Below are 23980 nucleotides of genomic sequence, written 5' to 3' on the forward strand. Positions count from 1 at the left end.
TAAGCTAACGCGAAGGCCCAACTCCATAGACGGCATATAGCGAGGATAAAGATGTGGCTTACAGTAGAAGATGTGCTCAGTATCGACGTGATGCGCGGTGCCGATGTTATTGCTGGGCACGACGGCTTGGGCCGCAACATCAAATCCGTAACCGTCCTTGACGCCCCTGACGCATCGTTATGGTTACAGGGACATGAACTGGCTCTTACCTCGACTTTTCCACTACTTAAACGGCGTAATGGGTTGAACATGCTGGTGGAGGAGCTCGTGGCAAGAAACGTGGCCGGCTTGGGCCTGAAGCTACATCGCTACATGACCACCCTGCCCGACGCCATGATCGCGCGGGCGAACGAGCTTGCTTTTCCGATCTTCAGGGTACCGGACCATATCGCTTGGATCGAGATCATCAGCCCGATCTTTGCGCGCGTGCTCGACACCGATGCGCAACATCTGATCCGGTCGGAAGAGATACGTAGTCAGTTCACCAAGCAGCTGTTCTCGGGGGCCGGGCTGGAAAGCTTGATGGCCTTGCTTTATTCCATGCTGGGGCGCCCTGTGCTGTTGACCAGCCCGGCCGATGCTCACACCGTATGGTTGCCTGAGGTCGCCGCAAAAGTGGATGATGTCATGCAGATACTGCGCTGCCCCGACACCGCAGCAGAACATGTAGCATCCTGCCCCGGCGTAATGCGCAAGCGCAGCGCTGACTTCAATGTTGTCTACATTCGGCTGGACCAAGGCGCTGACCCGCATGCCTATATTGCAGCCCTGGAAACCGGAGAGCCGATAGACCCGCCCTTGCTTCATTGCCTGGTCCACGCCCGCGAAGCCATCTCCATGAGCCTGTTGCAGCGGCGTGCCAACATCAGTATTACGCGGGAGAAGCACAACGAGTTTGTTCATACGCTGGTCGATCCTCAGTTGTCGGAAGGCGCGCGGCAGGCACATATCGCGCGGGGCAAAGAGAAAGGCATACCGCTGCACGACCGGTATTTCGCCGCCGTTATCAAGTTTCACAATCTCGACGAGCATGTGTTTCGTGCTGTAGCCAGCCTGTTCCACGCAAAGATGGATGATGACCATCTATTGGTTAGCAGCCTGGACAGCACACGCTTTTTGCTACTGGTGCCAGAAACGGAACAATCAGACCTGCATCTGGACGGCGGAGCCGGCTGCATCGAACGCTATATCGCGGAAGTGGCAAAGTTCCAGGCAGCGCCCGACTGGAACGCGGGCATCAGCCAGGCCACCGGGGTAATCCACCTGGACCGCGCTTACGAGCAAGCGGAGTACGCGCTGGGCCACAGTTTGAAGTCAGGCGAGAAGTGTCGGGTGAAGCTGCATGACGAAACAGGTCTTTACCGTCTGCTGTCGCATCCCGCCATGCAGAACGACATTCGGCGCTTTATTGATGAATGGCTGCAACCGCTACTGCAGTACGACCGTAAGCGCAGGTCCAGGCTGGTAGCAACGCTGCGGGTGTTCCTGGACAACAATGGCAATTACCGTGAGACGGCGCGATTGATGCATGTCCACCACAACACCGTCCGCTACCGGATTTCGCAGATCTATACCCTTACCCGGCGCGACATCCTGAACCCGCGGCTGCGGCTACAGTATCAGCTGGCGCTGGTGTTGCATGATATGAATCGGGAAAGGGCTCCAGAGCGGGAGTGATTGAGGTTTTTATAGAGTCGCTATTTGGTTTCTTTAGTCGGCCTGGGCGGGCAGACACTGTGGCGGCTTAATGGTCACGGTCCGGCTGCGCCGGACTTCCCGGTCGATCAGTCCATATCGGGGCGCCCGCAGAACTCGCGCCATCGGACAGCCCCCGGCTGTCCGAAAACGCGGCGCTCAAACAGCTGCGGGCTTGTCCCCCGATATGAACTGATCACCCGGCGTGCCCAATGCGCCGCCACAGCGCCTGCCCGCCCAGACCTCTACGGAGTCTCAAGATTGCGATCACGATATTCTGCGGGCGTTGCGCCTTTCGCTATCCCGGCGAGCTCTTCACGACTGGGAACAGGCATAAGCAATACGCCTTTGCCCTTGGGGATGAGCGCGAACTCTTGGCCTGCAGCCCATCCTTGAGCATCACATACCGACTTCGGAATGGAAATACGATAACTACTGGATAAGGTCGCAATCGTCATGTTATGGGCCCATGGATATTGAAGACACATACGATAGAAGGTCTTCCCGACAATGCCAAGCCACCGGCGCCCGACTTAGAAGCACCACCTCCCACCTCGCGCATCTCGTAGGCATGGGCGGGCAAGCGCTGTGTAGGCGCATTGGGCACGCCGTCCGATCGGTGCTATCGGGGAGGCAAGCCCGCAGCTGTTTGAGCGCCGAGTTTTCGAACAGCCGGGGGCTGTTCGATGGCGCGAGTTCTGCGGGCGCCCCGATAGCGCTGATCGGACGGGGAGTCCGGCGTAAGCCGGACCGTGACCATTAAGCCGCAACAGCGCTTGCCCGCCCATGCCGGCTTAAGAACACGAACGGGAAAATGGGCGATGCCGCAACATTTTTTGGCGTCTTGGCAGCCTCCGTAAACAAGGCGACTGCCATGACGAAGGTGTCTCAAAGCCAGCTGCCCGAACCAGAACAAGCACCTAGATACGTCCCTATTTTAAATAGGCCACAAAGGATGGCACAAAAAACAGGGACGCACCCCCTTTATTTTTTATTGCGCACCGCCGCTCCTGGCTGTATCTTGAATATCTCGCACTGCACCATTCCGTGAGTCCCACCATGCCAGAACAACACCGCCCGCGCGTCATCCCCCGTCAGGGCCTCTACAACCCTGCCAACGAACATGACGCCTGTGGGGTTGGCTTCGTCGCCCATATCAAAGGCCGACGCAGTCACGCCATCATTCAGCAGGGCCTGAAGATCCTGGAGAACCTCGACCATCGCGGCGCTGTCGGCGCAGACGAACTGATGGGCGATGGCGCCGGCATCCTCATCCAGATTCCAGATGCCCTGTACCGTGCCGACATGGCCACCCAGGGCGTAAACCTGCCGCCCCCCGACGAATACGGCGTCGCCATGGTGTTCCTGCCCAAGGAAACCGCCTCGCGCCTGGCCTGTCAGCAAGAGCTTGAACGCGCCGTGCGCGACGAAGGGCAAGTCGTACTCGGCTGGCGCGATGTGCCCGTAGACACCGACATGCCCATGTCGCCCACCGTGCGCGCTTGCGCCCCCATCATCCGCCAACTGTTCATCGGCCGCGGTCCCGACATCATGGTGCCCGACGCGCTGGAGCGGAAGCTGTATGTCATCCGCAAGACGGCCAGCCATGCCATCCAGCACATGCAACTGGCCCATGGCCAGGAATACTTCGTGCCGTCCATCTCGGTACGCACTGTCGTCTACAAGGGCCTGTTGCTGGCCAACCAGGTAGGCAGCTACTACCGCGACCTGGCCGACAGCCGCGCCGTGTCGGCGCTGGCCATGGTGCACCAACGCTTTTCCACCAATACCTTTCCGGCCTGGCCACTGGCCCACCCCTACCGCATGATCGCCCACAACGGCGAGATCAATACCGTCAAGGGGAACTTCAATTGGTTGCGCGCCCGCGAAGGCATGATGCAGTCGGCCGTACTGGGCGCCGACCTGCCCAAGCTCTACCCCATTGTGTACGAAGGGCAGTCTGACACTGCAACCTTCGACAACTGCCTGGAACTGCTGGTGATGTCCGGCTACTCGCTGGCTCACGCCATGATGATGATGATTCCGGAAGCGTGGGAACAGCACACCGACATGGACGTGAACCGGCGGGCATTCTACGAGTACCACGCTGCCATGATGGAGCCGTGGGACGGCCCCGCGGCCGTCGCCTTTACCGACGGGCGCCAGATCGGCGCCACGCTGGATCGCAACGGCTTGCGCCCTGCCCGCTACCTGATTACCGACGATGACATGGTCATCATGGCGTCCGAGGCCGGCACCCTGGCTGTGCCTGAACACCGCATCGTCAAGAAATGGCGTTTGCAGCCGGGCAAGATGTTTTTGATCGACCTGCAGCAGGGCCGCATCATTGACGATACGGAAATCAAGTCGCAACTGGCCAACACGCGGCCTTATCGCCAGTGGATCGAGCGGCTGCGCCTGAAGCTGGAGTCTCTGCCTTCGCAAACGGTGGAGGAGCCTCCGCAAAAAATTGCCACGCTGCTGGATCGGCAGCAGGCTTTTGGCTGGACGCAGGAAGACTTCAAGTTCATCTTGCAACCCATGGCCACCTATGGCGAGGAAGCCACCGGATCCATGGGCAACGACGCGCCGCTGGCCGTGCTGTCCAACCGCAGCAAGCCCTTCTATAACTATTTCAGGCAGTTGTTTGCGCAGGTGACCAACCCGCCCATCGACCCCATACGCGAACAATTGGTGATGTCGCTGGTGTCTTTCATAGGCCCCAAACCCAATCTGCTGGATATCAACAACGTCAACCCACCGCTGCGCCTGGAAGTGGCTCAGCCCGTGCTCGACTTCGCGGCGATGGCGCAGATTCGCAACATCGCCAAGATCACCTCCGACAAGTTCCGCAGCTTCGAGCTGGACATTACCTACCCCGTCGCCTGGGGTCCGGACGGCATCGAGGCCTGTATTGCGGCCTTGTGCTCGAACGCCGCCGATGCGGTGCGCAGCGGCTACAACATCCTGCTGATCACCGACCGCAATGTCGACAGCGAACATGTGGCCATCCCGGCTCTGCTGGCAACTTCAGCCATCCACTTGCATCTGATACGCGCGGGCCTGCGCACCAACACCGGTCTGGTGGTGGAAACGGGTTCGGTGCGCGAGGTGCATCATGTGGCGCTGCTGGGCGGCTACGGCGCAGAAGCCATACACCCCTATCTGGCGCTGGAGTCGCTGGCCACCCTGCCCGACCCCGAGCTGGCGATCAAGAACTACATCAAGGCCATCGGCAAAGGCTTGAACAAAGTGATGTCCAAGATGGGCATCTCCACCTATATGTCGTACACGGGGGCGCAAATCTTTGAAGCCGTGGGCCTGCACGCCAGCCTGGTGAACAAATACTTTACCGGCACGCCCAGCAACATAGAGGGCATAGGGATTTTTGAAGTGGCCGAAGAGGCATTGCGCATGCACCGCGCCGCCTTCAGCGACGACCCGGTCCTGGCCAATACGCTGGATGCCGGCGGCGATTACGCCTGGCGCATACGCGGCGAAGACCACACATGGACACCCGATTCCATCGCCAAGCTGCAGCATGCCACGCGTGCCAACAACTACAGCACCTACAAGGAATATGCCCAGCTTATCAACGACCAGTCGCGCCGTCACATGACACTGCGCGGCCTGTTCCAGTTCAAGGTGGATCCGGCCCGCGCCATTCCGCTTTCAGAGGTCGAGCCCGCCAAGGACATCGTCAAGCGATTCGCCACAGGCGCCATGTCGCTGGGATCGATCTCCACCGAGGCCCACACGGTGCTGGCGGTTGCCATGAACCGCATCGGCGGCAAATCCAACACCGGCGAAGGCGGCGAAGACGAGCTGCGCTATCGCGAAGAAATGCGCGCCGGCAAGAGCACGATCAAGAAAGGCGATACGCTGGCTTCCTTCCTGGGCTCGGATCGCATCGAAGCCAATGTACCGCTGGCAGCGGGCGACTCCCTGCGTTCGCGTATCAAGCAGGTGGCCTCGGGACGCTTCGGCGTATCGGCCGAGTACCTGTCCAGTGCCGACCAAATCCAGATCAAGATGGCGCAAGGCGCCAAGCCCGGCGAAGGCGGGCAACTGCCCGGGCACAAGGTGTCGGAATACATCGCCAAGTTGCGTTATTCGGTGCCGGGTGTGGGCCTGATCTCGCCACCGCCGCATCACGACATCTACTCCATTGAAGACTTGGCGCAACTGATACACGATCTGAAAAACGTGAATCCGCGCGCCTCGATTTCGGTCAAGCTGGTGTCGGAAGTTGGCGTCGGCACCGTGGCGACGGGTGTGGCCAAAGCGAAGGCCGATCATGTGGTCATTGCCGGCCATGACGGCGGCACTGGCGCATCGCCCGTGTCGTCCATCAAGCATGCCGGCACGCCGTGGGAGCTGGGCCTGGCCGAGACGCAGCAAACCTTGCTGCTGAACAACCTGCGCAGCCGCATCCGCGTACAGGCCGACGGCCAGATGAAGACCGGCCGCGATGTTGCCATCGGCGCCTTGCTGGGCGCGGATGAGTTCGGTTTTGCGACGGCACCATTGGTGGTGGAAGGCTGCATCATGATGCGCAAATGCCACCTGAACACCTGCCCAGTGGGCGTGGCCACGCAAGATCCTGTGCTGCGCAAGAAGTTCCAGGGCAAGCCCGAGCACGTTGTGAATTACTTCTTCTTCGTGGCCGAAGAGCTGCGCGAAATCATGGCGCAACTGGGCATCCGTCGCTTCGACGACATGGTCGGCCGCGTCGATTTGCTGGACATGCGCCCGGGCATCGAGCACTGGAAAGCGCAGGGCCTGGACTTCAGCCGTGTCTTCCACGCCGTGCCGGCCACCGTGTCGCTGCACCAGACCGAAGAACAGGACCACGCGCTGGACGGCGCGCTGGACCATCAACTGATAGAACGCAGCCGCGGCGCGATCGAACGCGGCGAAAAGGTCTCTTTCATTACCCCGGTGCGCAATCGCAATCGCACCATAGGCGCCATGCTGTCTGGCGTGGTGGCCGCGCGCTACGGCCATGAAGGCCTGCCGGACGACACCATACACATCCAGTGCAACGGCTCGGCGGGACAAAGCTTCGGGGCTTTCCTGGCCCATGGCATCACACTGGACCTGGTCGGCGAGGCCAACGATTACGTCGGCAAGGGCTTGTCGGGCGGCCGCATCATCGTTCGCTCGCCCAATGACTTTCGCGGCTTCGGCCCCGACCACATCATTGCCGGCAACACGGTGTTGTACGGCGCCCTGTCGGGAGAAGCCTATTTCAATGGCGTCGCCGGCGAACGCTTTGCCGTGCGCAACTCGGGCGCCTCTGCTGTGGTGGAGGGCACCGGCGATCATGGCTGCGAATACATGACGGGCGGCACGGTTGTGGTGCTGGGAGCAACTGGCCGTAATTTTGCTGCCGGGATGTCCGGCGGCATAGCTTATGTATGGGACCCGGACGACAGCTTGCGCAGCCGCTGCAACCTGGCCATGGTGGAGCTTGAGCGCCTGCAATCGCACGCTGACCAGGACGAGCTGGCAGCAATGGACTCCTGGCACAGTGCCGTACGGGACGGCGAGCGAGAAACCGACGAAACCATATTGCGCCGCCTGATCGAGAACCACTATCGCTATACCGGCAGCTTCCGCTCGCGCGATCTGCTGGACGACTGGGCCCGCTCGCGGCAGTTCTTCGTGAAGGTCATGCCGATAGAGTATCGACGTGCGCTGGGCGAGCTGTGGCGCTCGGCCAACCCCCAACCTATTGCCGCCTAAGGAATAAACATGGGCAAAGTTACCGGCTTTCTGGAATTCGAACGCATCAAGGAAACCTACGAGGCGCCCAAGGTGCGCCTGCAACACTGGCGCGAGTTCGTACACACCCTGACCAACGATGAGGCAAAACAGCAAGGCGCACGCTGCATGGACTGCGGCATCCCTTTTTGCACCAGCGGCTGCCCGGTCAATAACATCATCCCCGACTGGAACGACCTGGTGTACCGGCAGGATTGGCGCCGCGCGCTGGATGTGCTGCATTCAACCAACAATTTCCCCGAGTTCACCGGCCGCGTATGCCCCGCACCCTGCGAAGCCGCCTGTACGCTTAACATCAATGATGACCCGGTAGGCATCAAGTCGATCGAACACGCCATTATCGACAAGGGTTGGGAGCAAGGCTGGGTGGTTCCGCAGCCGCCCGCCTACAAGACCGGTAAAACCGTTGCCGTTGTCGGGTCCGGCCCCGCCGGCCTGGCTTGCGCCCAGCAGTTGGCCCGCGCCGGCCATGCCGTCACGGTGTTCGAGAAGAGCAACCGCATCGGCGGGCTGCTGCGTTACGGCATCCCCGATTTCAAGCTCGAGAAAACACATATTGATCGCCGCCTGGCACAGATGGAAGCCGAGGGTGTGGAGTTTCGCCCATCGACTTATGTAGGCACCCCCGAACATGCCGAAGAAGGGCTGCATAGCCGCACACCCGAATCACTGCAGGCCGAATTTGACGCCGTCGTGCTGACTGGCGGTGCGGAAACCCCGCGCGACCTGCCCGTGCCCGGGCGCGAGCTGAACGGCGTGTATTTCGCCATGGACTTTCTGCGCCAGCAGAACAAGGCCACCAACGGGGACCGCTTGAGCAAGCAGATTACCGCCAAAGGCAAGCATGTGATTGTGATCGGCGGCGGCGACACCGGCTCGGACTGTGTCGGCACCAGCAACCGGCAGGGCGCCGCATCGGTGACCCAGTTCGAATTGATGTCCAAAGCTCCCGAGGTGGAAGACAAGGCACTGACCTGGCCTTACTGGCCCATCAAGCTGCGCAGCTCTTCGTCGCACGAGGAAGGCTGCGAACGGGACTGGGCTATCGCCACCAAGAGCTTCGAAGGCAAGAACGGCAAGGTCGAGAAACTGATTGCCGCCCGCATCGAATGGTTCAAGGACAAGGCCACCGGCCAAATGAAAATGCGCGAAGTCGAGGGCTCGCAGTTTGAACTGCAGGCCGATCTCGTGCTGCTGGCCATGGGCTTCGTCTCGCCGGTAAAGAACGTGCTGGAAGCCTTCGGTGTGGACCTGGACGCCCGCGGCAATGCCCACGCCAACACCGACAATTACCAAACCAGCGCGCTCAAGGTGTTCGCCGCCGGCGACATGCGCCGGGGCCAGTCTCTGGTGGTGTGGGCCATCCGCGAAGGCCGCCAATGCGCCCGGGCCGTCGATGAATATTTGATGGGAGCTAGCGTGTTGCCACGCTAAAGCTGCAGTCGCGCGACAAAACGATACAATGCAAGGCTTGATATCAACGCGCCCTATGGCCCATGAATAGCGACCTTGCCTCTGAACCTATCGTAACGTTCACCGACGTAGCCCTGGGCTACGGGGACTTTACCGTCTTGCAGGGCATCAGCCTGGAAGTCGCGCGCGGCCAGGTCGTGGCCATGATGGGCGGTTCCGGTTCGGGCAAGACCACGCTGCTGCGGGCCGCTACCGGCCAGATTGCATCGCAGCGCGGCACCATACGGGTCTTTGGCAGCGACATCGGTCAGGCTCGCGGCGAGAAGCTGCGCGAGCTGCGCCAGCGCATGGGTGTGCTGTTTCAGCAGGGCGCCCTGTTTACCGACCTGAACGTGTTCGAGAACGTGGCTTTCCCGCTGCGCGAGCACACTCGGGTATCGGAAGGGCAAATTACGGAACGCGTGCTCGACAAGCTGGACGCCGTCGGCCTGCGCGCGGCTGCGCACTTGAAAATTTCGGAGATTTCCGGCGGCATGGCCAGGCGCGTTGCGCTGGCGCGCGCCATTGTGCTGGAACCCGAACTGATCCTGTACGACGAGCCCTTTGCCGGACTGGACCCGATCTCTTTGGGCATTACCGCGCAACTGATACGCAACCTGACTGATCGCCTCAAGTGCGCCTCCATCCTGATCACGCACGATGTGGCTGAATCGTTCGCCATCGCCGACCACGTCTATATGGTGGGCCAGGGCCGTTTGATCGCCAGCGGCACGCCGCAATCGTTGTCTGACTCGCAAGACGCCTATGTACGTCAGTTTCTAGACGGCGCTCCCGACGGCCCCATAGCCTTCAACTACCCCACTTCCCCGGCATTTACGAAGTGGTTGGACCAACATACGGGGCGCTCATGACCTCTCCGGTGCAAGCCATTGCCACGCTAGGCAGACAGGTGCGCGACAGCGTCAGCGGCCTGGGCGCCTTCATGCGCCTGACGGGCGCCATACTCAAGCGCAGTGGCGCAGTCTTCAAACGCCCTGGCCTGGTATCGCAACAAATCCACTTTATCGGCAATTACTCTTTGCTGATCATCGCTGTGTCGGGGCTGTTCGTGGGCTTCGTGCTGGGCCTGCAGGGTTATTACACGCTTAACAAATACGGCTCGGAAGAAGCCCTGGGCCTGCTGGTTGCCCTGTCGCTGACCCGCGAGCTCGGTCCGGTTGTAACCGCCCTGCTTTTCGCGGGCCGCGCGGGCACTTCGCTAACGGCTGAAATCGGCCTGATGAAGGCGGGCGAGCAAATTGCCGCCATGGAAGTCATGGCGGTAGACCCCATACGCCGCGTCCTGGTGCCTCGATTCTGGGCCGGCGTGATCGCCATGCCGGTGCTGGCTGCGGTGTTCTCCATGGTGGGTATTATCGGCGGCTGGATCGTCGGCGTGGTGCTGATAGGCATCGATCCGGGCGTATTCTGGTCGCAGATGCAAGGCGGTGTGGATGTATTCAAAGACGTGCTTAACGGCGTCATCAAAAGCGTGGTCTTCGGCATAGCCGTCACGCTGGTGGCGCTGCATGCCGGCTGGACAGCCAAGCCCACGCCCGAAGGCGTATCGCGCGCCACGACTCGCACTGTGGTCAGCGGCTCGCTGCTGGTACTGGGACTGGATTTTGTACTGACCGCGCTGATGTTCAGCAACTAACGATTAAGACGGATCAATCATGACGCGTGAAAAAACCGATTTTTGGGTAGGCCTGTTTGTATTGCTGGGTGCGGTTGCCTTGGTCTTCCTGGCGCTGCGCGCCGGCAATATGAGCTCTTTCTCGTTTGCCCCCACCTATCAGGTGCAGGCTCATTTTGACAACTTGGGCGGCCTGAAAATCAGGGCCCCCGTCAAAAGCAGCGGCGTGGTCGTGGGGCGCGTGGCCAGCATAGGGTTCGACAACGAACGCTATCAGGCCGTGGCCACCCTGGACCTGGAAGAGCAATACAGCTTTCCGACCGATTCGTCGGCATCGATCCTGACCTCGGGCCTGCTCGGCGAGCAATACATAGGCATTACCCCCGGCGGCGAAGAAAAGATGCTGACGCAAGACAGCCAGATTCAGTACACGCAAAGCGCCGTCGTACTGGAAGAACTGATCAGTAAATTCCTTTACAGTTCTGCCAGTAAAGAAGGCTCCGCCGACAGTTTACAATCGCAGCCTGCCCCCGACGGACAATAAAAATGAAACACTCTACTCGTATGCCCCGCCCCTATGCACAACGCCTGTTACGCTTGGGCAGCCTGGTGGGCGCCGCCGCTCTGGCGACCGGCTGTGCCACTGTCAGCAACCCCTCGCCGGATGATCCGTGGGAGAGCTATAACCGCAGCATGTATGCTTTCAATGACACCGTCGATCGTGCATTCCTGAAGCCTATTGCAACAGGCTACGATCAGCTTATGCCTGATCCGGCGCAAAACTGCATACACAATATTTTCAGCAACGTGGGCGATGTATGGTCGGCCATCAACAGCTTTTTGCAAGGGCGCGGACACGACTTCATCAACACCCTGGGCCGTGTGCTGTTCAATAGCACCATGGGCCTGGGCGGCTGTATTGACGTCGCCTCCATGAACGGTGCCAATCGCATACCCAATGACTTCGGCGTCACGCTGGGCGTGTGGGGCTTCGATTCCGGCCCCTACGTCGTGCTGCCTTTCCTGGGATCAAGCTCGGTACGCGATGGCACGGCCACCTTGGGCACCTTCGCCGCAGGGGTTTCGCCAATTACCCCGGTATTTGAGATCGACAACATACCGCTGCGCAATTCCATCATTGCCCTGTATGCCGTCGACACCCGTGCCAATTTGCTGAACGCCGACAAACTCGTCAACGACGTTGCGCTTGACCGCTACAGCTTCATTCGCGATGCTTATATCCAACGCCGCAATGCGCAGGTAAATAGCCGCCGCAACGACAGCACCCTGCCCGATTATTCCGACGACTCGCTGCCCGACTATGGCGACGATCCCGCCACGGATGCCGGCGCCGCGCCCAATGCTGGTGCCCCGGCAGCACAGTAAACCAGAGGGACTATGCAGAAATTTTCATCCTTGTTTTTTTCCCGCCGCCTGACTCGCCTGCTGACCGCAGGCGTCATGGGCTTATTCTTCGCGGGTTCGGGCGCTGCCCTGGCACAAGACCCGGTCGACGCCAACGCCTCTCCCAACCAGTTTGTGGAAGTCGTTGCCAATAATGCACTGGCCGAGGTCAAAAAGAACCGCGCCGTGCAGTCGGGCGACCTGAACACCATCAATCAGGTCATCGACCAATACGTGCTGCCCTACGTCAACTTCGAGAAGACCACGCGTTTGGCCGCAGGCCGCTATTGGCGTCAAGCCACGCCGCAGCAGCAAAAAGACCTGGTCGAGGCCTTCCGTGGCACGCTGGTACGCACCTATAGCGGCGCCTTGGCCAACGTGGATCAACGCTCGTCCATTGCCATCCTTCCTTTCCGGGGCGACGCCAATGCCGACGACGTGGTCGTCCGCTCGACGCTGTCGCAAGGCAACGGGCCGGCAGTTGGGGTCGATTACCGCCTCGAGAAAACCCCACAAGGTTGGAAAATCTACGACCTTAACGTCGAAGGCATCTGGCTGATCCAGAACTACCGTAACCAGTTCGCTCAGCAGATCTCGCAAAATGGCATACAAGGCCTGATTGACGCCCTGAACAGCGGCAATAAATAAGGCCGGCTGCGGCCTACTATAATGTAAAGCTTGGCTCATTCGAGCCGAGCTTTTTTTGTGTGCCCATGCCTGCCCTTATTCTCGATAACGTTTCAAAAGTTTATGCCCCGCGCCGCCGCAGCTGGAAGGACCGGCTGACGTCAACGCCGCAGCAACAGGGCTTCCGGGCGCTGGACAGCGTCACCTTTACCGTCGAGCACGGCGAGTTCTTTGGACTGCTGGGCCCCAATGGCGCCGGCAAGACCACCCTTATCTCGGTATTGGCCGGCCTGGCCAGTGCCACCACCGGCAGCGCCAGCGTTTGCGGTCACGATGTCGTGACTGACTTCCGCCAGTCGCGCCGCTCGCTGGGCGTGGTGCCCCAGGAAATCGTCTACGACCCTTTCTTTACCGTGCGCGAGACCTTGCGCATACAGTCCGGCTATTTCGGCCTGCGCAACAATGACGACTGGATCGACGAGATACTGAGCAACCTGGGCCTGCTGGATAAGGCCGAAGTCAATATGCGGGCTTTATCCGGCGGCATGAAGCGCCGTGTACTGGTGGCGCAAGCGCTGGTGCACCGGCCGCCTGTCATTATTCTTGACGAGCCGACCGCAGGCGTGGACGTGGACCTGCGCCGGACGCTATGGGAGTTCATTGCCCGCCTGAACAAAGAAGGTCACACCATCTTGCTGACCACCCACTATCTTGAAGAAGCCGAGGCCCTGTGCGGGCGCATCGCCATGTTGAAGGCCGGCCGGGTGGTGGCATTGGATACCACGGCGGCCCTCTTGGCGCGCGTAGGCGGCTCGGATCTGGAAGACGCGTTCGTGCGCATCATGCACGACGATGAGTTCCTGGGAGTAACGGCATGAGCGCTACACCACGCATTGCGCCCCGTCACGATCTGGGCTCGGGCTTTCCCACGCTGCTGCGCAAAGAGCTGCTGCGCTTCTGGAAGGTCGGTTTCCAGACCATCGCCGCGCCGGTATTGACGGCCCTGCTGTATCTGTTGATCTTCGCGCATGTGCTGGAAGGTCGGGTGCAGGTTTATGGCACCGTGCCCTACACGTCCTTCCTGATCCCGGGCTTGATGATGATGAGCATGTTGCAAAACGCCTTTGCCAACCCATCGTCGTCGCTGATTCAAAGCCGCATTACCGGCAACCTGGTCTTCATTTTGCTGCCGCCGCTTTCGCACCGCGAAATCTTTAGCGCCTACGTGCTGGCGGCCATCGTGCGGGGCCTGTGCGTGGGAGCCTGCGTGTGGCTGGTGGCGCTGTTCTTTGTAGAACTGCCGGTGGCCAACCTGGCGTGGATTCTGGTATTTGCCGGCCTTTCTTGCGGCATCATGGGCACCTTGGGCATTATCGCGGGCCTGTGGTCCGAGAAGTTCGACCAGCTGGCCGCCTTCCAGAACTTCCTGATCATGCCGGCCACCTTTTTGTCGGGTGTGTTTTACTCTATACACAGCTTGCCGCCCTTCTGGCAGGCCGTTTCTCACTGGAATCCGGTCTTTTACACGATAGATGGCTTCCGTTACGGGTTTTTCGCCGTATCGGACATCTCGCCATGGCATAGCCTGGCTGTCGTGGGCACCGTATTCCTTGCCCTTTGCATCTTTGCGCTGCGCCTGCTGGCCAGCGGCTATAAACTGCGGAATTGATCTTATGTTGCCTACTCCCGACCAAGTGCGTCAGTACATTGCCGACAACCTCGATTGCGAACATCTGGAAGTCCGGGGCGACGGATCACACTTTGAAGCCGTTATCGTCAGCCCTGACTTTGAAGGCAAGCGGGCCATTGCCCGCCATCAACTGGTCTATGCCGCCCTGGGCGAACGCATGAAAGCCGAGATCCATGCCTTGTCGATGCGCACCCTCACGCCTGAGGAATACAAGGCGAACCCGAATGGATAAACTGCAGATCACTGGCGGCAATCGGCTGAATGGCGAAGTCAATATATCGGGCGCTAAAAACGCCGCCTTGCCCAATCTGTGCGCCAGCCTGCTTAGCGCCGACCCGATCACACTGCACAACGTACCCGACCTGAACGACATCGGCACCACGCTGCGTCTGCTGGGCCGCATGGGCGTGAAGTCTGCGCGCGATGGCGATGGGCAGCTTACGCTGGATGCCAGCCAGGTGGACAGCCTGGAGGCTCCCTACGAGCTGGTCAAGACCATGCGGGCTTCGATATTGGTGCTGGGACCTTTGCTGTCGCGTTTCGGCGAGGCGCGTGTCAGCCTGCCGGGCGGTTGCGCCATCGGCCAGCGTCCGGTCGACCAGCACATCAAGGGTCTTGAAGCGATGGGGGCCGACATCCGCATCGAACACGGCTTTGTCGTGGCCAAGGCCAAGCGCCTGAAAGGCGCTTCCATACGCACCGACATGGTTACCGTTACGGGTACTGAAAACCTGATGATGGCCGCTACGCTGGCCGAAGGCCGCACCACCCTGGAAAACGCCGCCCGCGAGCCCGAGATCGTCGATCTGGCAGAACTGCTGAACAAGATGGGAGCGCGTATTCAAGGCCAGGGCGGCGACCGCATCACCATCGATGGCGTAGAGCGCCTGCATGGCGCCAGCCACCAAGTGGTGGCTGACCGCATCGAAGCCGGCACCTTCCTGTGCGCGGTGGGCGCCGCAGGGGGCGACATCATGCTGCGCCGCGCGGCTCCGCACACCATGGGCGCCATTATCGATAAACTGCAAGAGGCCGGTTTAAGCATCGAGTGCGGTGACGACTGGATCCGCGGTTCCATGAACAAACGTCCCCAAGCCACCGGCTTTCGCACACGCGAGTACCCGGGCTTTCCGACCGACATGCAAGCGCAGCTGATGGCCCTGAATGCCATCGCCGACGGCACGGCCGTGATCGTGGAGAACATCTTCGAGAACCGCTATATGCACGTACAAGAACTTGTGCGCATGGGCGCTCTGATCGACATCGACGGGCACACGGCGGTAGTGACCGGCGTCCCGCAATTGTCGGGGGCTACCGTTATGGCCACCGACCTGCGCGCTTCGGCCAGCCTGGTCATTGCCGGTCTTGCGGCATTCGGCCAAACCACAGTCGAGCGCATCTACCATCTGGACCGGGGGTACGAACGCATGGAAGAAAAACTGCGCGGCATCGGCGCGGACGTGCAACGCCTACGCCGGGAGGCCGCATGAGCCCCGCCAGCCTTGATCGTCCGCTGACCCTGGCGCTGTCCAAGGGACGCATTTTCGATGAAACCATGCCACTGCTGGCTGCAGCCGGCATCCAGGTCAGCGAAAACCCCGAAACTTCGCGCAAGCTTATCCTGCCCACCAGCAGTCCTGATCTTCAGCTGATTATCGTGCGCGCTTCGGATGTTCCCACCTACGTGCAGTATGGCGCCGCCGACTTCGGCATTGCGGGCAAGGACGTACTGTACGAACACGCCGCGGAACATGCCGGCGGCCTGTACCAGCCCATCGACCTGAACATCGCGCGCTGCCGGCTATGCGTGGCGGTACGCGAAGGTTTCGATTACGAAGCGGCCGTACACCAGGGCTCGCGCCTGCGTATCGCCACCAAGTATGTCAGGGCGGCACGCGAACACTTCGCCCGCAAGGGCGTATACGTGGACATCATCAAGTTGTATGGGTCCATGGAGCTGGCTCCGCTGGTAGGGCTGGCCGATGCGATTGTCGACCTGGTCTCCACCGGCGGCACACTGAAGGCGAACAAGCTGGTTGCCGTGGAAGACGTGGCCGATATTTCCGCGCGCCTGATCGTCAACCAGGCTTCGCTGAAGACCCGCGCCGCCAAGCTGCAACCCCTGATCGAGGCCTTTGCACGCGCATCGGCCTCCAAAGGCCCCTAGGAAGTCGCCATGTCACTGATACACCGCCTGGATACGTCGTCCCCACAGTTTCATGCCAGCCTGCATACCTTGCTGGCCTTTGATGCGTCGCAAGATGAGTCCATCGAACGTGCAACCGCCGACATTCTCAAGCAGGTGCGTGCGCAAGGCGATGCCGCGCTGCTGGACTACACACGTCGCTTTGATCGCGTACAGGCTGACACCGTTGCGGCACTGGAAATCGACCGCAGCGAGTGGCTGACGGCGCTGGACGGCTTGCCTGCTGAACAACGCGCGTCGTTGGAAACAGCCGCCGAACGGGTACGCAGCTATCACGAGCGACAGCGCGCAGAAACCTGGACCTATACCGAACCCGACGGCACGATGCTGGGGCAGAAGATCACGCCACTGGACCGCGTCGGCCTGTATGTGCCTGGCGGCAAGGCGGCCTACCCGTCTTCGGTACTGATGAACGCCGTGCCGGCGAAAGTGGCGGGCGTGCCTGAAGTCATCATGGTCACGCCCACCCCCGACGGGGTACGCAACCCCATTGTGCTGGCCGCTGCCGCAATCAGCGGCGTGGACCGCATCTGGGGCATAGGCGGCGCCCAAGCCGTGGCCGCGCTGGCCTACGGCACCCAGACCATCACGCCGGTCGACAAGATAGTCGGCCCAGGCAACGCTTATGTGGCAGCCGCCAAGCGCCGCGTATACGGGACGGTGGGCATCGACATGATCGCCGGCCCCAGCGAAATCCTGATTCTAGGCGATGGCAGCACGCCGGCCGACTGGATCGCCATGGATTTGTTCTCGCAGGCCGAGCACGACGAACTGGCCCAAGCCATACTGCTAAGCCCCAGCGCGGCCTACCTGGACGAGGTCGAAGCCGCCATTGCGCGCCTGCTGCCCACCATGCCGCGCGCCGACATCATCCGGGCCAGCCTGGCCGGGCGCGGCGCACTGATACAAGTCAAAGACATGGACGAAGCCTGCGCCATCGCCAACGACATCGCCCCCGAGCACCTGGAGATCTCCACCGAGCATCCCCAGCAATGGGCCGACAAGATCCGCCATGCGGGCGCCATCTTCCTGGGTCGCTACAGCTCGGAAGCACTGGGCGATTACTGCGCCGGACCCAATCACGTCCTGCCTACATCACGCACTGCGCGCTTCTCTTCGCCGCTGGGCGTGTATGATTTCCAGAAGCGCAGCAGCCTTATCCAGGTTTCCCAGGAAGGCGCGCAAGTTTTGGGCCGCGTGGCCGCCAACCTCGCTTACGGCGAAGGGCTGCAAGCCCACGCCGCCAGCGCCGAATACCGCCTTACTCCAACCGATACCCTTACCTGACATGCGCACTGCCGATATCACCCGCAACACCAACGAAACGCGCGTACGCGTTTCGATCAACCTGGACGGCACCGGCCGCCAGACCATCAACACGGGCGTGCCCTTTCTGGACCACATGCTGGACCAGATCGCCCGCCATGGCCTGATCGATCTGGACATCCATTGCGACGGCGATACGCACATCGACGACCATCACACGGTTGAAGACGTGGGCATTACGCTGGGCCAGGCCTTCGCCGCCGCCGTCGGCGACAAAGCCGGATTGCGCCGCTACGGCCATTCCTATGTCCCGCTGGATGAAGCCCTGTCGCGCGTGGTTATCGATTTCTCGGGCCGGCCCGGGCTGTATTACCACATCCCCTTCACACGCTCGCACATCGGCCAGTTCGACGTCGACCTCGCGCGCGAGTTTTTCCAGGGCTTTGTAAACCACGCGCTGGTTACCCTGCATATCGACAACTTGCGCGGCGAGAATTCGCACCACCAATGCGAAACCGTCTTCAAGGCATTTGGCCGCGCCTTGCGCATGGCGACCGAAGCCGACCCGCGCAACGCCGGCGTTGTCCCATCGACCAAAGGCGTCCTGTAAGGCGACACACAGGCTGGTTCTTCGCAACCCATTAACGGCCAAACACCGTGAATACTATCGCCATTGTTGATTACGGCATGGGCAACTTCCATTCAGTGGCTCGCGCCCTGCAGGCAGCAGCCCCCAATGCCGACATACAGATCTGCCGTAAAGCGCAAGACATAGACCGCGCCTCGCGGGTGGTTTTTCCTGGCCAGGGCGCCATGCGCGACTGCATGCGCACCCTGGAGGTATCGGGGCTGCGTGAAGCCGTCCTGCGGGCCGCGCGCAACAAGCCCTTGCTGGGCGTATGCGTAGGCGAGCAAATGCTGTTCACCGTCAGCGAAGAAGGCGACGTACCGTGCCTGGATATCTTCCCCGGCGTCGTCAAGCGTTTTGCCGGCCCCCAGTTTGCCAGCAACGACACGCCCTCGCAGGAGCGCGAGCTGCTTAAGGTTCCGCATATGGGGTGGAACCAGGTAGAGCAGCAACGGCCGCACCCACTATGGGCGGGCATACCCGACAAGACTCACTTTTATTTTGTCCACAGCTACTACGCCGCTCCGGCGGACGAATCACTGACTGTTGGGGTAAGCCACTACGGCCTGCGCTTTACCTGCGCGGTGGCAGCGGCTAACATTTTCGCAGTACAGTTCCATCCGGAAAAGAGTGCCAGCCCTGGCTTGCGCCTTTACCGGAACTTTGTCGATTGGAATCCATAACATCATGCTACTCATCCCCGCCATCGATCTTCAAGACGGGCGTTGCGTGCGCCTGCGCCAGGGCGACCTGGACGACGCAACTATTTTTTCGGAAGACCCGGCCGCCATGGCGACCCAGTGGCTGGACCAGGGTGCCCGGCGTTTGCACCTGGTGGACCTTAACGGCGCCGTTGCCGGCAAGCCCAAGAACCAGGCCGCCATCAAGTCCATCATTGCCGCCGTCGCCGACGACATCCCGGTACAAATTGGCGGTGGCATACGCGACTTGGACACCATAGAGCGCTACCTGGATGCCGGCATTACCTATGTCATTATCGGCACCGCGGCAATCAAAGACCCTGGCTTCCTGCGCGATGCCTGCAGTGCCTTCCCGGGCAACATCATCGTGGGCCTGGATGCGCGCGACGGCAAGGTGGCCACCGATGGCTGGAGCAAACTTACCCGCCACGATGTGTTCGACATTGCGCGCAAGTTCGAAGACTACGGTTGCGAGGCCATCGTCTACACCGACATCGGTCGCGACGGCATGCTGACGGGCGTCAACATCGAGTCCACGGTCAAGCTGGCCCAGCATGTGACCATCCCCATCATTGCCTCGGGCGGCGTAACCGACCTGAAAGACATCGAGGCGCTGTGCGCCGTCGAGGGTGAAGGCATCGAGGGCGCCATCCTGGGCCGCAGCCTGTACGAAGGCACGCTGGACTTCGCCACCGCCCAGAACATGGCGGACGAACTGGGAACGGCATGACCGCAGTGGACACCGCCCTGAACGACAACGCCCTGACCCGGCGCATCATCCCCTGTCTGGACGTTACCGCGGGCCGCGTCGTCAAGGGCGTGAACTTTGTCGACCTGGTCGATGCGGGCGATCCCGTCGAGATCGCCCAGCGCTACAACGAGCAGGGCGCCGACGAGCTTACCTTCCTGGATATCACCGCCACCAGCGACGAGCGCGACGTCATCCTGCCCATCATCGAATCCGTGGCCAAACAGGTTTTCATCCCGCTGACGGTGGGCGGGGGCGTGCGCCAGGTCGGCGACATCCAGCGCCTGCTGAATGCCGGCGCCGACAAGGTGTCAATCAACAGCGCCGCGGTTTCCAACCCGTCGCTGGTGCGAGAGGCTGCCGACTATCATGGCTCGCAATGCATTGTGGTGGCGATGGATGCGCGGCGCGTATCAGCCGAAGGCGAAGCACCCAAGTGGGAAATCTTCACGCACGGCGGTCGCAAGGCCACCGGCATCGATGCCCTGGAGTGGGCCCGCAAGATGGCGCGCTACGGCGCCGGCGAACTCTTGCTGACCAGCATGGACCGCGACGGCACCAAGGCCGGCTTCGACCTGGAGCTGACGCGCGCCGTGGCCGACGCCGTGCCGATTCCGGTCATTGCTTCGGGCGGCGTCGGTAATTTGCAGCATCTGGCCGACGGCGTCACGCTAGGGCGCGCCAGTGCCGTGCTGGCCGCCAGCATCTTTCACTACGGAGAATATACCGTGCAGCAAGCCAAAGAATTTATGGCGGCGCAAGGTATTAAGGTACGATTGACGGCATGACACAAAACTCCCCCTGGCTGGACGCCATTCAGTTCGACGATAAGGGTTTGATACCCGCCATCGCCCAGGACGCCACCACCGGCAAAGTGCTGATGGTGGCCTGGATGAATGCCGAGGCACTGGACGAAACGGTTGCCACCGGTCAGGCAGTATATTGGTCACGTTCGCGTCAGCGCCTATGGCGCAAGGGGGAAGAGTCCGGTCACGTGCAGGTGGTGCACGAAATCCGCCTCGATTGCGACGGCGATGTCGTCCTGCTGAAGGTCAAGCAAGAGGGCAACATTGCCTGTCATACCGGGCGAGCAAGCTGCTTTTACCGGCGACTGGACGGCACATCGAGCAAAGCCACCTGGGCAGCCGTCGACCCCATACTGAAAGACCCCGAGCTCATCTACAAATGACAGACACTGCAACGGTGCTTGCCCGACTGGCAGACACCCTGGAATCACGCCTGCCCGCCAACGGAGGCGACCCCGCCGCTTCGTACACCGCCAAGCTGTTGTCGCGCGGCCCCGATGCCTTCCTGAAAAAGATCGGCGAAGAGGCCACCGAGCTGGTCATGGCGGCAAAAGACAACGCTCCAGACCGCATCGTGGCCGAAACCGCCGACCTATGGTTTCACTGTATGGTGGCCCTGGCGCACTACGGCCTGCGCCCCGAGCAGGTACTGCAAGAGCTCGCGCGTCGCGAAGGGACATCAGGGCTGGCTGAGAAAGCCAGCCGACCCGTCAACTGACCTTGGAAAAACTTATGAGTGATAATTGCCTGTTTTGCAAAATCGCCAGAGGCGAAATTCCGTCCAAGAAGGTTTACGAGGACGAAGAATTTTTTGCTTTTCACGACATAAATCCTGCCGCTCCCGTACACTTGCTGTTAATTCCAAAACACCACGTCGTGTCTTTGCACGACGTAGTACCGGAAGACGCCGGCTGGTTGGGTAGAATGTTGACCCTGGCGCCCAAGCTTGCAGCCGAGAACGGCTGCACACCGGGGCCAGACGGCGGCTTCAGGGTAGTAGCCAATACCGGCACAGAAGGCGGGCAAGAAATCGCCCACCTTCATTTACATATTATCGGGGGCCCGCGCCCCTGGGCAAAACGTGCGGCTCCAGCCGCCTGAACGGAGACTTGTATTATGGGTAGCTTCAGCATTTGGCATTGGCTTATTGTTTTGGTCATTGTCGCCTTGGTGTTCGGCACCAAGAAACTGCGCAACATGGGCGAAGACCTGGGCGGAGCGGTAAAAGGCTTCAAGAAAGGAATGAAAGACGCCAACGAAGACAAAACGCCTGAAGCCGTCACCACAGAACGCGTTCAAAGCGATAACGACACGATAGACGTGCAGGCCAAAGAAAAAACCGACGTGAATCCGTAAGCTATGTTTGACGTCAGCTTTAGCGAGCTTATGCTGATCGGCGTGATTGCGCTGATCGTCATCGGCCCAGAACGTCTGCCCAAGGTCGCCCGTACGATCGGCCACCTGGTCGGCCGTGCGCAGCGTTACGTCAGCGACGTTAAAACGGATATTCAGCGCGAGGTCGACCTGGATGACCTGAATGCGCTGAAGAACCAAATGGATGACGCAGCCAAGTCGGTCAAGCTTTCCCTGAAAGACGCCACCGGCGACTTGCGCAAACCACTGGACGAAGCTCAACAAGCCTTGAACGAAGCATCCGCCTCGGTCGAGTCACTGGTCGAGACAGCGCGCTCCGAAACCACAGCAAGCACGTCGACAACGCCCGCCGTATCAGTGAGCACCGACGCTGGCGCCATAACAAAAGCAGAAACAAAAACAGAGACGCCGACGTGACACAGGAAGCTTCCCAGGACACCTTCATATCGCATTTGGTCGAGCTGCGAACTCGGCTGATGCGCGCGGTTATCGCCGTGGTGGGCGTCTTCATCGTGCTGGCGATCTACCCTGGCCCCTCTGCAATATACGATGTGCTCGCGCAGCCCATGCTGGCCTCGCTGCCAACAGGCACGCGCATGATCGCCACGGGCGTCATTACGCCGTTTATGGTGCCCATCAAGGTAACCCTGCTGGCCTCATTCGTGGTGGCCTTGCCGGTGGTGCTGTACCAAGCCTGGGCCTTTATCGCGCCCGGCCTGTACCGACACGAACAGCGCCTGGCACTACCACTGATCGCCTCCAGCACGCTGCTGTTCCTGCTGGGCATGGCGTTTTGTTATTTCGTGGTGTTCCGGACGGTTTTCCACTTTATTGCAGGCTTCGCACCCGAGTCGATCACACCGGCACCGGATATCGAAGCTTACGTAAGCTTCGTGATGACGATGTTCATTGCTTTCGGGGTTACGTTTGAAGTACCGATTGCGGTGATTCTGCTGGTGAAGAGCGGGGTGGTCACGGTACAGAAGCTGCGCTCGGCGCGCGGCTATGTAATCGTGGGCGCCTTTGTGATCGCCGCGGTGGTAACGCCGCCTGATGTGGTCAGCCAGTTCATGCTGGCCGTGCCCTTGTGTTTGTTGTTTGAACTGGGGGTGCTGGTGGCCAGTGCACTGAAGAAGCGGGAGGCGTTGGATGATACAGAGAAGGACGCTGACGATGATGCTGAGGTTGCTGCGCGGAATGAGTGATCGGTCGTAGTTGCGTGAGGCTGTATCCGCAAAGCTGCCTTACTGCGTACTTTACGACTGCAGAATGGCTCGGAAGGTTTGTTTGCTGTTAACAAGCAGGCTGGGGTGGTGCAAGGCCATTCTGGCTTGATGCCCTGCGATCCCGGCTGAAGCCGGGATTTCCCGTTTAGCGGTCCCGTTCCGGGGGACGGGCGCGAACTTGAAAAAAACAGTCCCCCGGACTGTTTTTCCCTTCGGACAGCGCGCCCTCTTAGGCCCCCGTCCCGAAACCGCTAACCGGCGCGGCATAAGCGCCAGAATGGCCTTGCACCACCCCTGCCGGTATGGATTGACTCACTATTCTTTCGAGTCGCAAGGGTGGGCTGTGGCGTGACGTACGCGCAGGTCGTCAGTGCAGCTCGCGTGGTGGCCGCTACGATTAACTGATACGTCGCTCTGATACACCGCTTCCGAATCGCAAGATGGGTTGCAGTCGTACGCTTCAATATTGCCGCATCCAAGACATCCAAAGCCAAATCACGAAGACCGCCCCATCGCGGCTATGCTCATAACGCCAAGGTCTGGGGCGGGTGGGGCTGATTGGGCGTTTTAGGGCACGCCGGTGTCTGTGTCATGACGGGGAGGCAAGCCCGCGGCTGTTGGAGCAACGCGGGTGTCGGGGCACTGCCCCGACGTTGCGACTTCCGCGGGCGCCCCGTCATGGCGCAGACGCCGGGAAGTTACGGCGCAGCCGGAACCGTGACCGTCTAGCCTAA

General features: G+C 60.7%; 25 protein-coding genes. 24 read left to right on the forward strand and 1 reads right to left on the reverse strand.

Going from position 1 to position 23980, the window contains the following annotated elements:
* The first annotated feature begins 51 nt into the window (after positions 1-51).
* Positions 52-1677 (forward strand): PucR family transcriptional regulator, encoded by a 1626-nt coding sequence (locus CKA81_RS13585; protein WP_128355761.1) that lies wholly within the window; start codon positions 52-54, stop codon positions 1675-1677.
* Between the two features lie 263 nt (positions 1678-1940).
* Here CKA81_RS13585 and CKA81_RS13590 read toward each other — a convergent pair whose 3' ends face one another.
* Entirely contained in the window at positions 1941-2153 is a 213-nt protein-coding gene (locus tag CKA81_RS13590; protein WP_128355762.1) for an AbrB/MazE/SpoVT family DNA-binding domain-containing protein, read from the reverse strand.
* Positions 2154-2754: 601 nt separating this feature from the next.
* On the opposite strand from CKA81_RS13590, the gene CKA81_RS13595 reads away from it, so the two are divergent.
* From CKA81_RS13595 to tatC, 23 genes are all read left to right on the forward strand, one after another.
* Positions 2755-7443 (forward strand): glutamate synthase-related protein, encoded by a 4689-nt coding sequence (locus CKA81_RS13595; protein WP_128355763.1) that lies wholly within the window; start codon positions 2755-2757, stop codon positions 7441-7443.
* Positions 7444-7452: 9 nt separating this feature from the next.
* Positions 7453-8916, forward strand: a complete 1464-nt coding sequence (locus CKA81_RS13600; RefSeq protein ID WP_128355764.1) for a glutamate synthase subunit beta — start codon at positions 7453-7455, stop codon at positions 8914-8916.
* A gap of 62 nt (positions 8917-8978) precedes the next feature.
* Positions 8979-9806, forward strand: coding sequence for an ABC transporter ATP-binding protein (locus CKA81_RS13605; protein ID WP_128355765.1), 828 nt, complete (start codon positions 8979-8981; stop codon positions 9804-9806).
* Positions 9803-10591 carry a lipid asymmetry maintenance ABC transporter permease subunit MlaE gene (gene mlaE, locus CKA81_RS13610; RefSeq protein ID WP_128355766.1) on the forward strand — a complete coding sequence of 263 codons (789 nt, stop codon included), beginning with the start codon at positions 9803-9805 and terminating at the stop codon, positions 10589-10591. Before CKA81_RS13605 ends, mlaE begins: the two co-directional genes overlap by 4 nt.
* 19 nt (positions 10592-10610) lie before the next feature.
* The gene (mlaD, locus tag CKA81_RS13615; protein ID WP_128355767.1) at positions 10611-11114 is read left to right on the forward strand and encodes an outer membrane lipid asymmetry maintenance protein MlaD; all 504 of its coding nucleotides are present in this window, start codon (positions 10611-10613) and stop codon (positions 11112-11114) included.
* A 2-nt stretch (positions 11115-11116) separates the two neighbouring features.
* Complete coding sequence (locus CKA81_RS13620) at positions 11117-11956, forward strand: MlaA family lipoprotein (protein WP_128355768.1); 840 nt, start codon at positions 11117-11119, stop codon at positions 11954-11956.
* Positions 11957-11968: 12 nt separating this feature from the next.
* On the forward strand, positions 11969-12622 hold the full coding sequence (locus CKA81_RS13625) for an MlaC/ttg2D family ABC transporter substrate-binding protein (protein ID WP_128355769.1): 654 nt from the start codon (positions 11969-11971) through the stop codon (positions 12620-12622).
* A 65-nt stretch (positions 12623-12687) separates the two neighbouring features.
* Positions 12688-13479, forward strand: coding sequence for an ABC transporter ATP-binding protein (locus CKA81_RS13630; protein ID WP_128355770.1), 792 nt, complete (start codon positions 12688-12690; stop codon positions 13477-13479).
* Positions 13476-14270: an ABC transporter permease gene (locus tag CKA81_RS13635; RefSeq protein WP_128355771.1), complete on the forward strand. Its 795-nt coding sequence runs from the start codon at positions 13476-13478 to the stop codon at positions 14268-14270. The genes CKA81_RS13630 and CKA81_RS13635 overlap by 4 nt, the downstream gene beginning before the upstream one ends.
* A 4-nt stretch (positions 14271-14274) precedes the next feature.
* Positions 14275-14523: a BolA family protein gene (locus CKA81_RS13640; protein WP_128355772.1), complete on the forward strand. Its 249-nt coding sequence runs from the start codon at positions 14275-14277 to the stop codon at positions 14521-14523.
* Complete coding sequence (gene murA / locus CKA81_RS13645; RefSeq protein WP_128355773.1) at positions 14516-15781, forward strand: UDP-N-acetylglucosamine 1-carboxyvinyltransferase; 1266 nt, start codon at positions 14516-14518, stop codon at positions 15779-15781. Before CKA81_RS13640 ends, murA begins: the two co-directional genes overlap by 8 nt.
* Complete coding sequence (hisG, locus tag CKA81_RS13650) at positions 15778-16458, forward strand: ATP phosphoribosyltransferase (RefSeq protein ID WP_128355774.1); 681 nt, start codon at positions 15778-15780, stop codon at positions 16456-16458. Before murA ends, hisG begins: the two co-directional genes overlap by 4 nt.
* A 9-nt stretch (positions 16459-16467) precedes the next feature.
* Positions 16468-17784: a histidinol dehydrogenase gene (gene hisD / locus CKA81_RS13655; RefSeq protein WP_128355775.1), complete on the forward strand. Its 1317-nt coding sequence runs from the start codon at positions 16468-16470 to the stop codon at positions 17782-17784.
* 1 nt (position 17785) lies between these two features.
* The gene (gene hisB / locus CKA81_RS13660) at positions 17786-18373 is read left to right on the forward strand and encodes an imidazoleglycerol-phosphate dehydratase HisB (protein ID WP_128355776.1); all 588 of its coding nucleotides are present in this window, start codon (positions 17786-17788) and stop codon (positions 18371-18373) included.
* Positions 18374-18420: 47 nt separating this feature from the next.
* Positions 18421-19074, forward strand: coding sequence for an imidazole glycerol phosphate synthase subunit HisH (gene hisH, locus CKA81_RS13665; protein ID WP_128355777.1), 654 nt, complete (start codon positions 18421-18423; stop codon positions 19072-19074).
* Positions 19075-19078: 4 nt separating this feature from the next.
* Positions 19079-19822, forward strand: coding sequence for a 1-(5-phosphoribosyl)-5-[(5-phosphoribosylamino)methylideneamino]imidazole-4-carboxamide isomerase (hisA, locus tag CKA81_RS13670; RefSeq protein WP_128355778.1), 744 nt, complete (start codon positions 19079-19081; stop codon positions 19820-19822).
* Positions 19819-20628, forward strand: coding sequence for an imidazole glycerol phosphate synthase subunit HisF (hisF, locus tag CKA81_RS13675; protein WP_128355779.1), 810 nt, complete (start codon positions 19819-19821; stop codon positions 20626-20628). Before hisA ends, hisF begins: the two co-directional genes overlap by 4 nt.
* Positions 20625-21029 carry a phosphoribosyl-AMP cyclohydrolase gene (gene hisI / locus CKA81_RS13680; RefSeq protein WP_128355780.1) on the forward strand — a complete coding sequence of 135 codons (405 nt, stop codon included), beginning with the start codon at positions 20625-20627 and terminating at the stop codon, positions 21027-21029. The genes hisF and hisI overlap by 4 nt, the downstream gene beginning before the upstream one ends.
* Positions 21026-21364, forward strand: a complete 339-nt coding sequence (locus tag CKA81_RS13685; protein ID WP_128355781.1) for a phosphoribosyl-ATP diphosphatase — start codon at positions 21026-21028, stop codon at positions 21362-21364. Before hisI ends, CKA81_RS13685 begins: the two co-directional genes overlap by 4 nt.
* 14 nt (positions 21365-21378) lie before the next feature.
* Positions 21379-21747, forward strand: coding sequence for a histidine triad nucleotide-binding protein (locus CKA81_RS13690; RefSeq protein WP_128356808.1), 369 nt, complete (start codon positions 21379-21381; stop codon positions 21745-21747).
* Positions 21748-21762: 15 nt separating this feature from the next.
* On the forward strand, positions 21763-22002 hold the full coding sequence (gene tatA / locus CKA81_RS13695; protein ID WP_128355782.1) for a Sec-independent protein translocase subunit TatA: 240 nt from the start codon (positions 21763-21765) through the stop codon (positions 22000-22002).
* A 3-nt stretch (positions 22003-22005) separates the two neighbouring features.
* Positions 22006-22437, forward strand: coding sequence for a Sec-independent protein translocase protein TatB (gene tatB / locus CKA81_RS13700; protein WP_128355783.1), 432 nt, complete (start codon positions 22006-22008; stop codon positions 22435-22437).
* 59 nt (positions 22438-22496) lie between these two features.
* Complete coding sequence (gene tatC, locus CKA81_RS13705) at positions 22497-23225, forward strand: twin-arginine translocase subunit TatC (protein ID WP_394342557.1); 729 nt, start codon at positions 22497-22499, stop codon at positions 23223-23225.
* Positions 23226-23980: the final 755 nt, after the last annotated feature.

The sequence above is a fragment of the Pollutimonas thiosulfatoxidans genome, from assembly GCF_004022565.1.
GTDB lineage: Bacteria > Pseudomonadota > Gammaproteobacteria > Burkholderiales > Burkholderiaceae_B > Pusillimonas_D > Pusillimonas_D thiosulfatoxidans.

What these genes read in the sequence shown, in the direction of transcription:
- CKA81_RS13585 (WP_128355761.1), top strand. Translation starts at nt 52, where the DNA reads ATGTGGCTTACAGTAGAAGATGTGCTCAGTATCGACGTGATGCGCGGT.
- CKA81_RS13590 (WP_128355762.1), bottom strand. Translation starts at nt 2,153, where the DNA reads ATGACGATTGCGACCTTATCCAGTAGTTATCGTATTTCCATTCCGAAG.
- CKA81_RS13595 (WP_128355763.1), top strand. Translation starts at nt 2,755, where the DNA reads ATGCCAGAACAACACCGCCCGCGCGTCATCCCCCGTCAGGGCCTCTAC.
- CKA81_RS13600 (WP_128355764.1), top strand. Translation starts at nt 7,453, where the DNA reads ATGGGCAAAGTTACCGGCTTTCTGGAATTCGAACGCATCAAGGAAACC.
- CKA81_RS13605 (WP_128355765.1), top strand. Translation starts at nt 8,979, where the DNA reads ATGAATAGCGACCTTGCCTCTGAACCTATCGTAACGTTCACCGACGTA.
- mlaE (WP_128355766.1), top strand. Translation starts at nt 9,803, where the DNA reads ATGACCTCTCCGGTGCAAGCCATTGCCACGCTAGGCAGACAGGTGCGC.
- mlaD (WP_128355767.1), top strand. Translation starts at nt 10,611, where the DNA reads ATGACGCGTGAAAAAACCGATTTTTGGGTAGGCCTGTTTGTATTGCTG.
- CKA81_RS13620 (WP_128355768.1), top strand. Translation starts at nt 11,117, where the DNA reads ATGAAACACTCTACTCGTATGCCCCGCCCCTATGCACAACGCCTGTTA.
- CKA81_RS13625 (WP_128355769.1), top strand. Translation starts at nt 11,969, where the DNA reads ATGCAGAAATTTTCATCCTTGTTTTTTTCCCGCCGCCTGACTCGCCTG.
- CKA81_RS13630 (WP_128355770.1), top strand. Translation starts at nt 12,688, where the DNA reads ATGCCTGCCCTTATTCTCGATAACGTTTCAAAAGTTTATGCCCCGCGC.
- CKA81_RS13635 (WP_128355771.1), top strand. Translation starts at nt 13,476, where the DNA reads ATGAGCGCTACACCACGCATTGCGCCCCGTCACGATCTGGGCTCGGGC.
- CKA81_RS13640 (WP_128355772.1), top strand. Translation starts at nt 14,275, where the DNA reads ATGTTGCCTACTCCCGACCAAGTGCGTCAGTACATTGCCGACAACCTC.
- murA (WP_128355773.1), top strand. Translation starts at nt 14,516, where the DNA reads ATGGATAAACTGCAGATCACTGGCGGCAATCGGCTGAATGGCGAAGTC.
- hisG (WP_128355774.1), top strand. Translation starts at nt 15,778, where the DNA reads ATGAGCCCCGCCAGCCTTGATCGTCCGCTGACCCTGGCGCTGTCCAAG.
- hisD (WP_128355775.1), top strand. Translation starts at nt 16,468, where the DNA reads ATGTCACTGATACACCGCCTGGATACGTCGTCCCCACAGTTTCATGCC.
- hisB (WP_128355776.1), top strand. Translation starts at nt 17,786, where the DNA reads ATGCGCACTGCCGATATCACCCGCAACACCAACGAAACGCGCGTACGC.
- hisA (WP_128355778.1), top strand. Translation starts at nt 19,079, where the DNA reads ATGCTACTCATCCCCGCCATCGATCTTCAAGACGGGCGTTGCGTGCGC.
- hisF (WP_128355779.1), top strand. Translation starts at nt 19,819, where the DNA reads ATGACCGCAGTGGACACCGCCCTGAACGACAACGCCCTGACCCGGCGC.
- hisI (WP_128355780.1), top strand. Translation starts at nt 20,625, where the DNA reads ATGACACAAAACTCCCCCTGGCTGGACGCCATTCAGTTCGACGATAAG.
- CKA81_RS13685 (WP_128355781.1), top strand. Translation starts at nt 21,026, where the DNA reads ATGACAGACACTGCAACGGTGCTTGCCCGACTGGCAGACACCCTGGAA.
- CKA81_RS13690 (WP_128356808.1), top strand. Translation starts at nt 21,379, where the DNA reads ATGAGTGATAATTGCCTGTTTTGCAAAATCGCCAGAGGCGAAATTCCG.
- tatA (WP_128355782.1), top strand. Translation starts at nt 21,763, where the DNA reads ATGGGTAGCTTCAGCATTTGGCATTGGCTTATTGTTTTGGTCATTGTC.
- tatB (WP_128355783.1), top strand. Translation starts at nt 22,006, where the DNA reads ATGTTTGACGTCAGCTTTAGCGAGCTTATGCTGATCGGCGTGATTGCG.
- tatC (WP_394342557.1), top strand. Translation starts at nt 22,497, where the DNA reads ATGCGCGCGGTTATCGCCGTGGTGGGCGTCTTCATCGTGCTGGCGATC.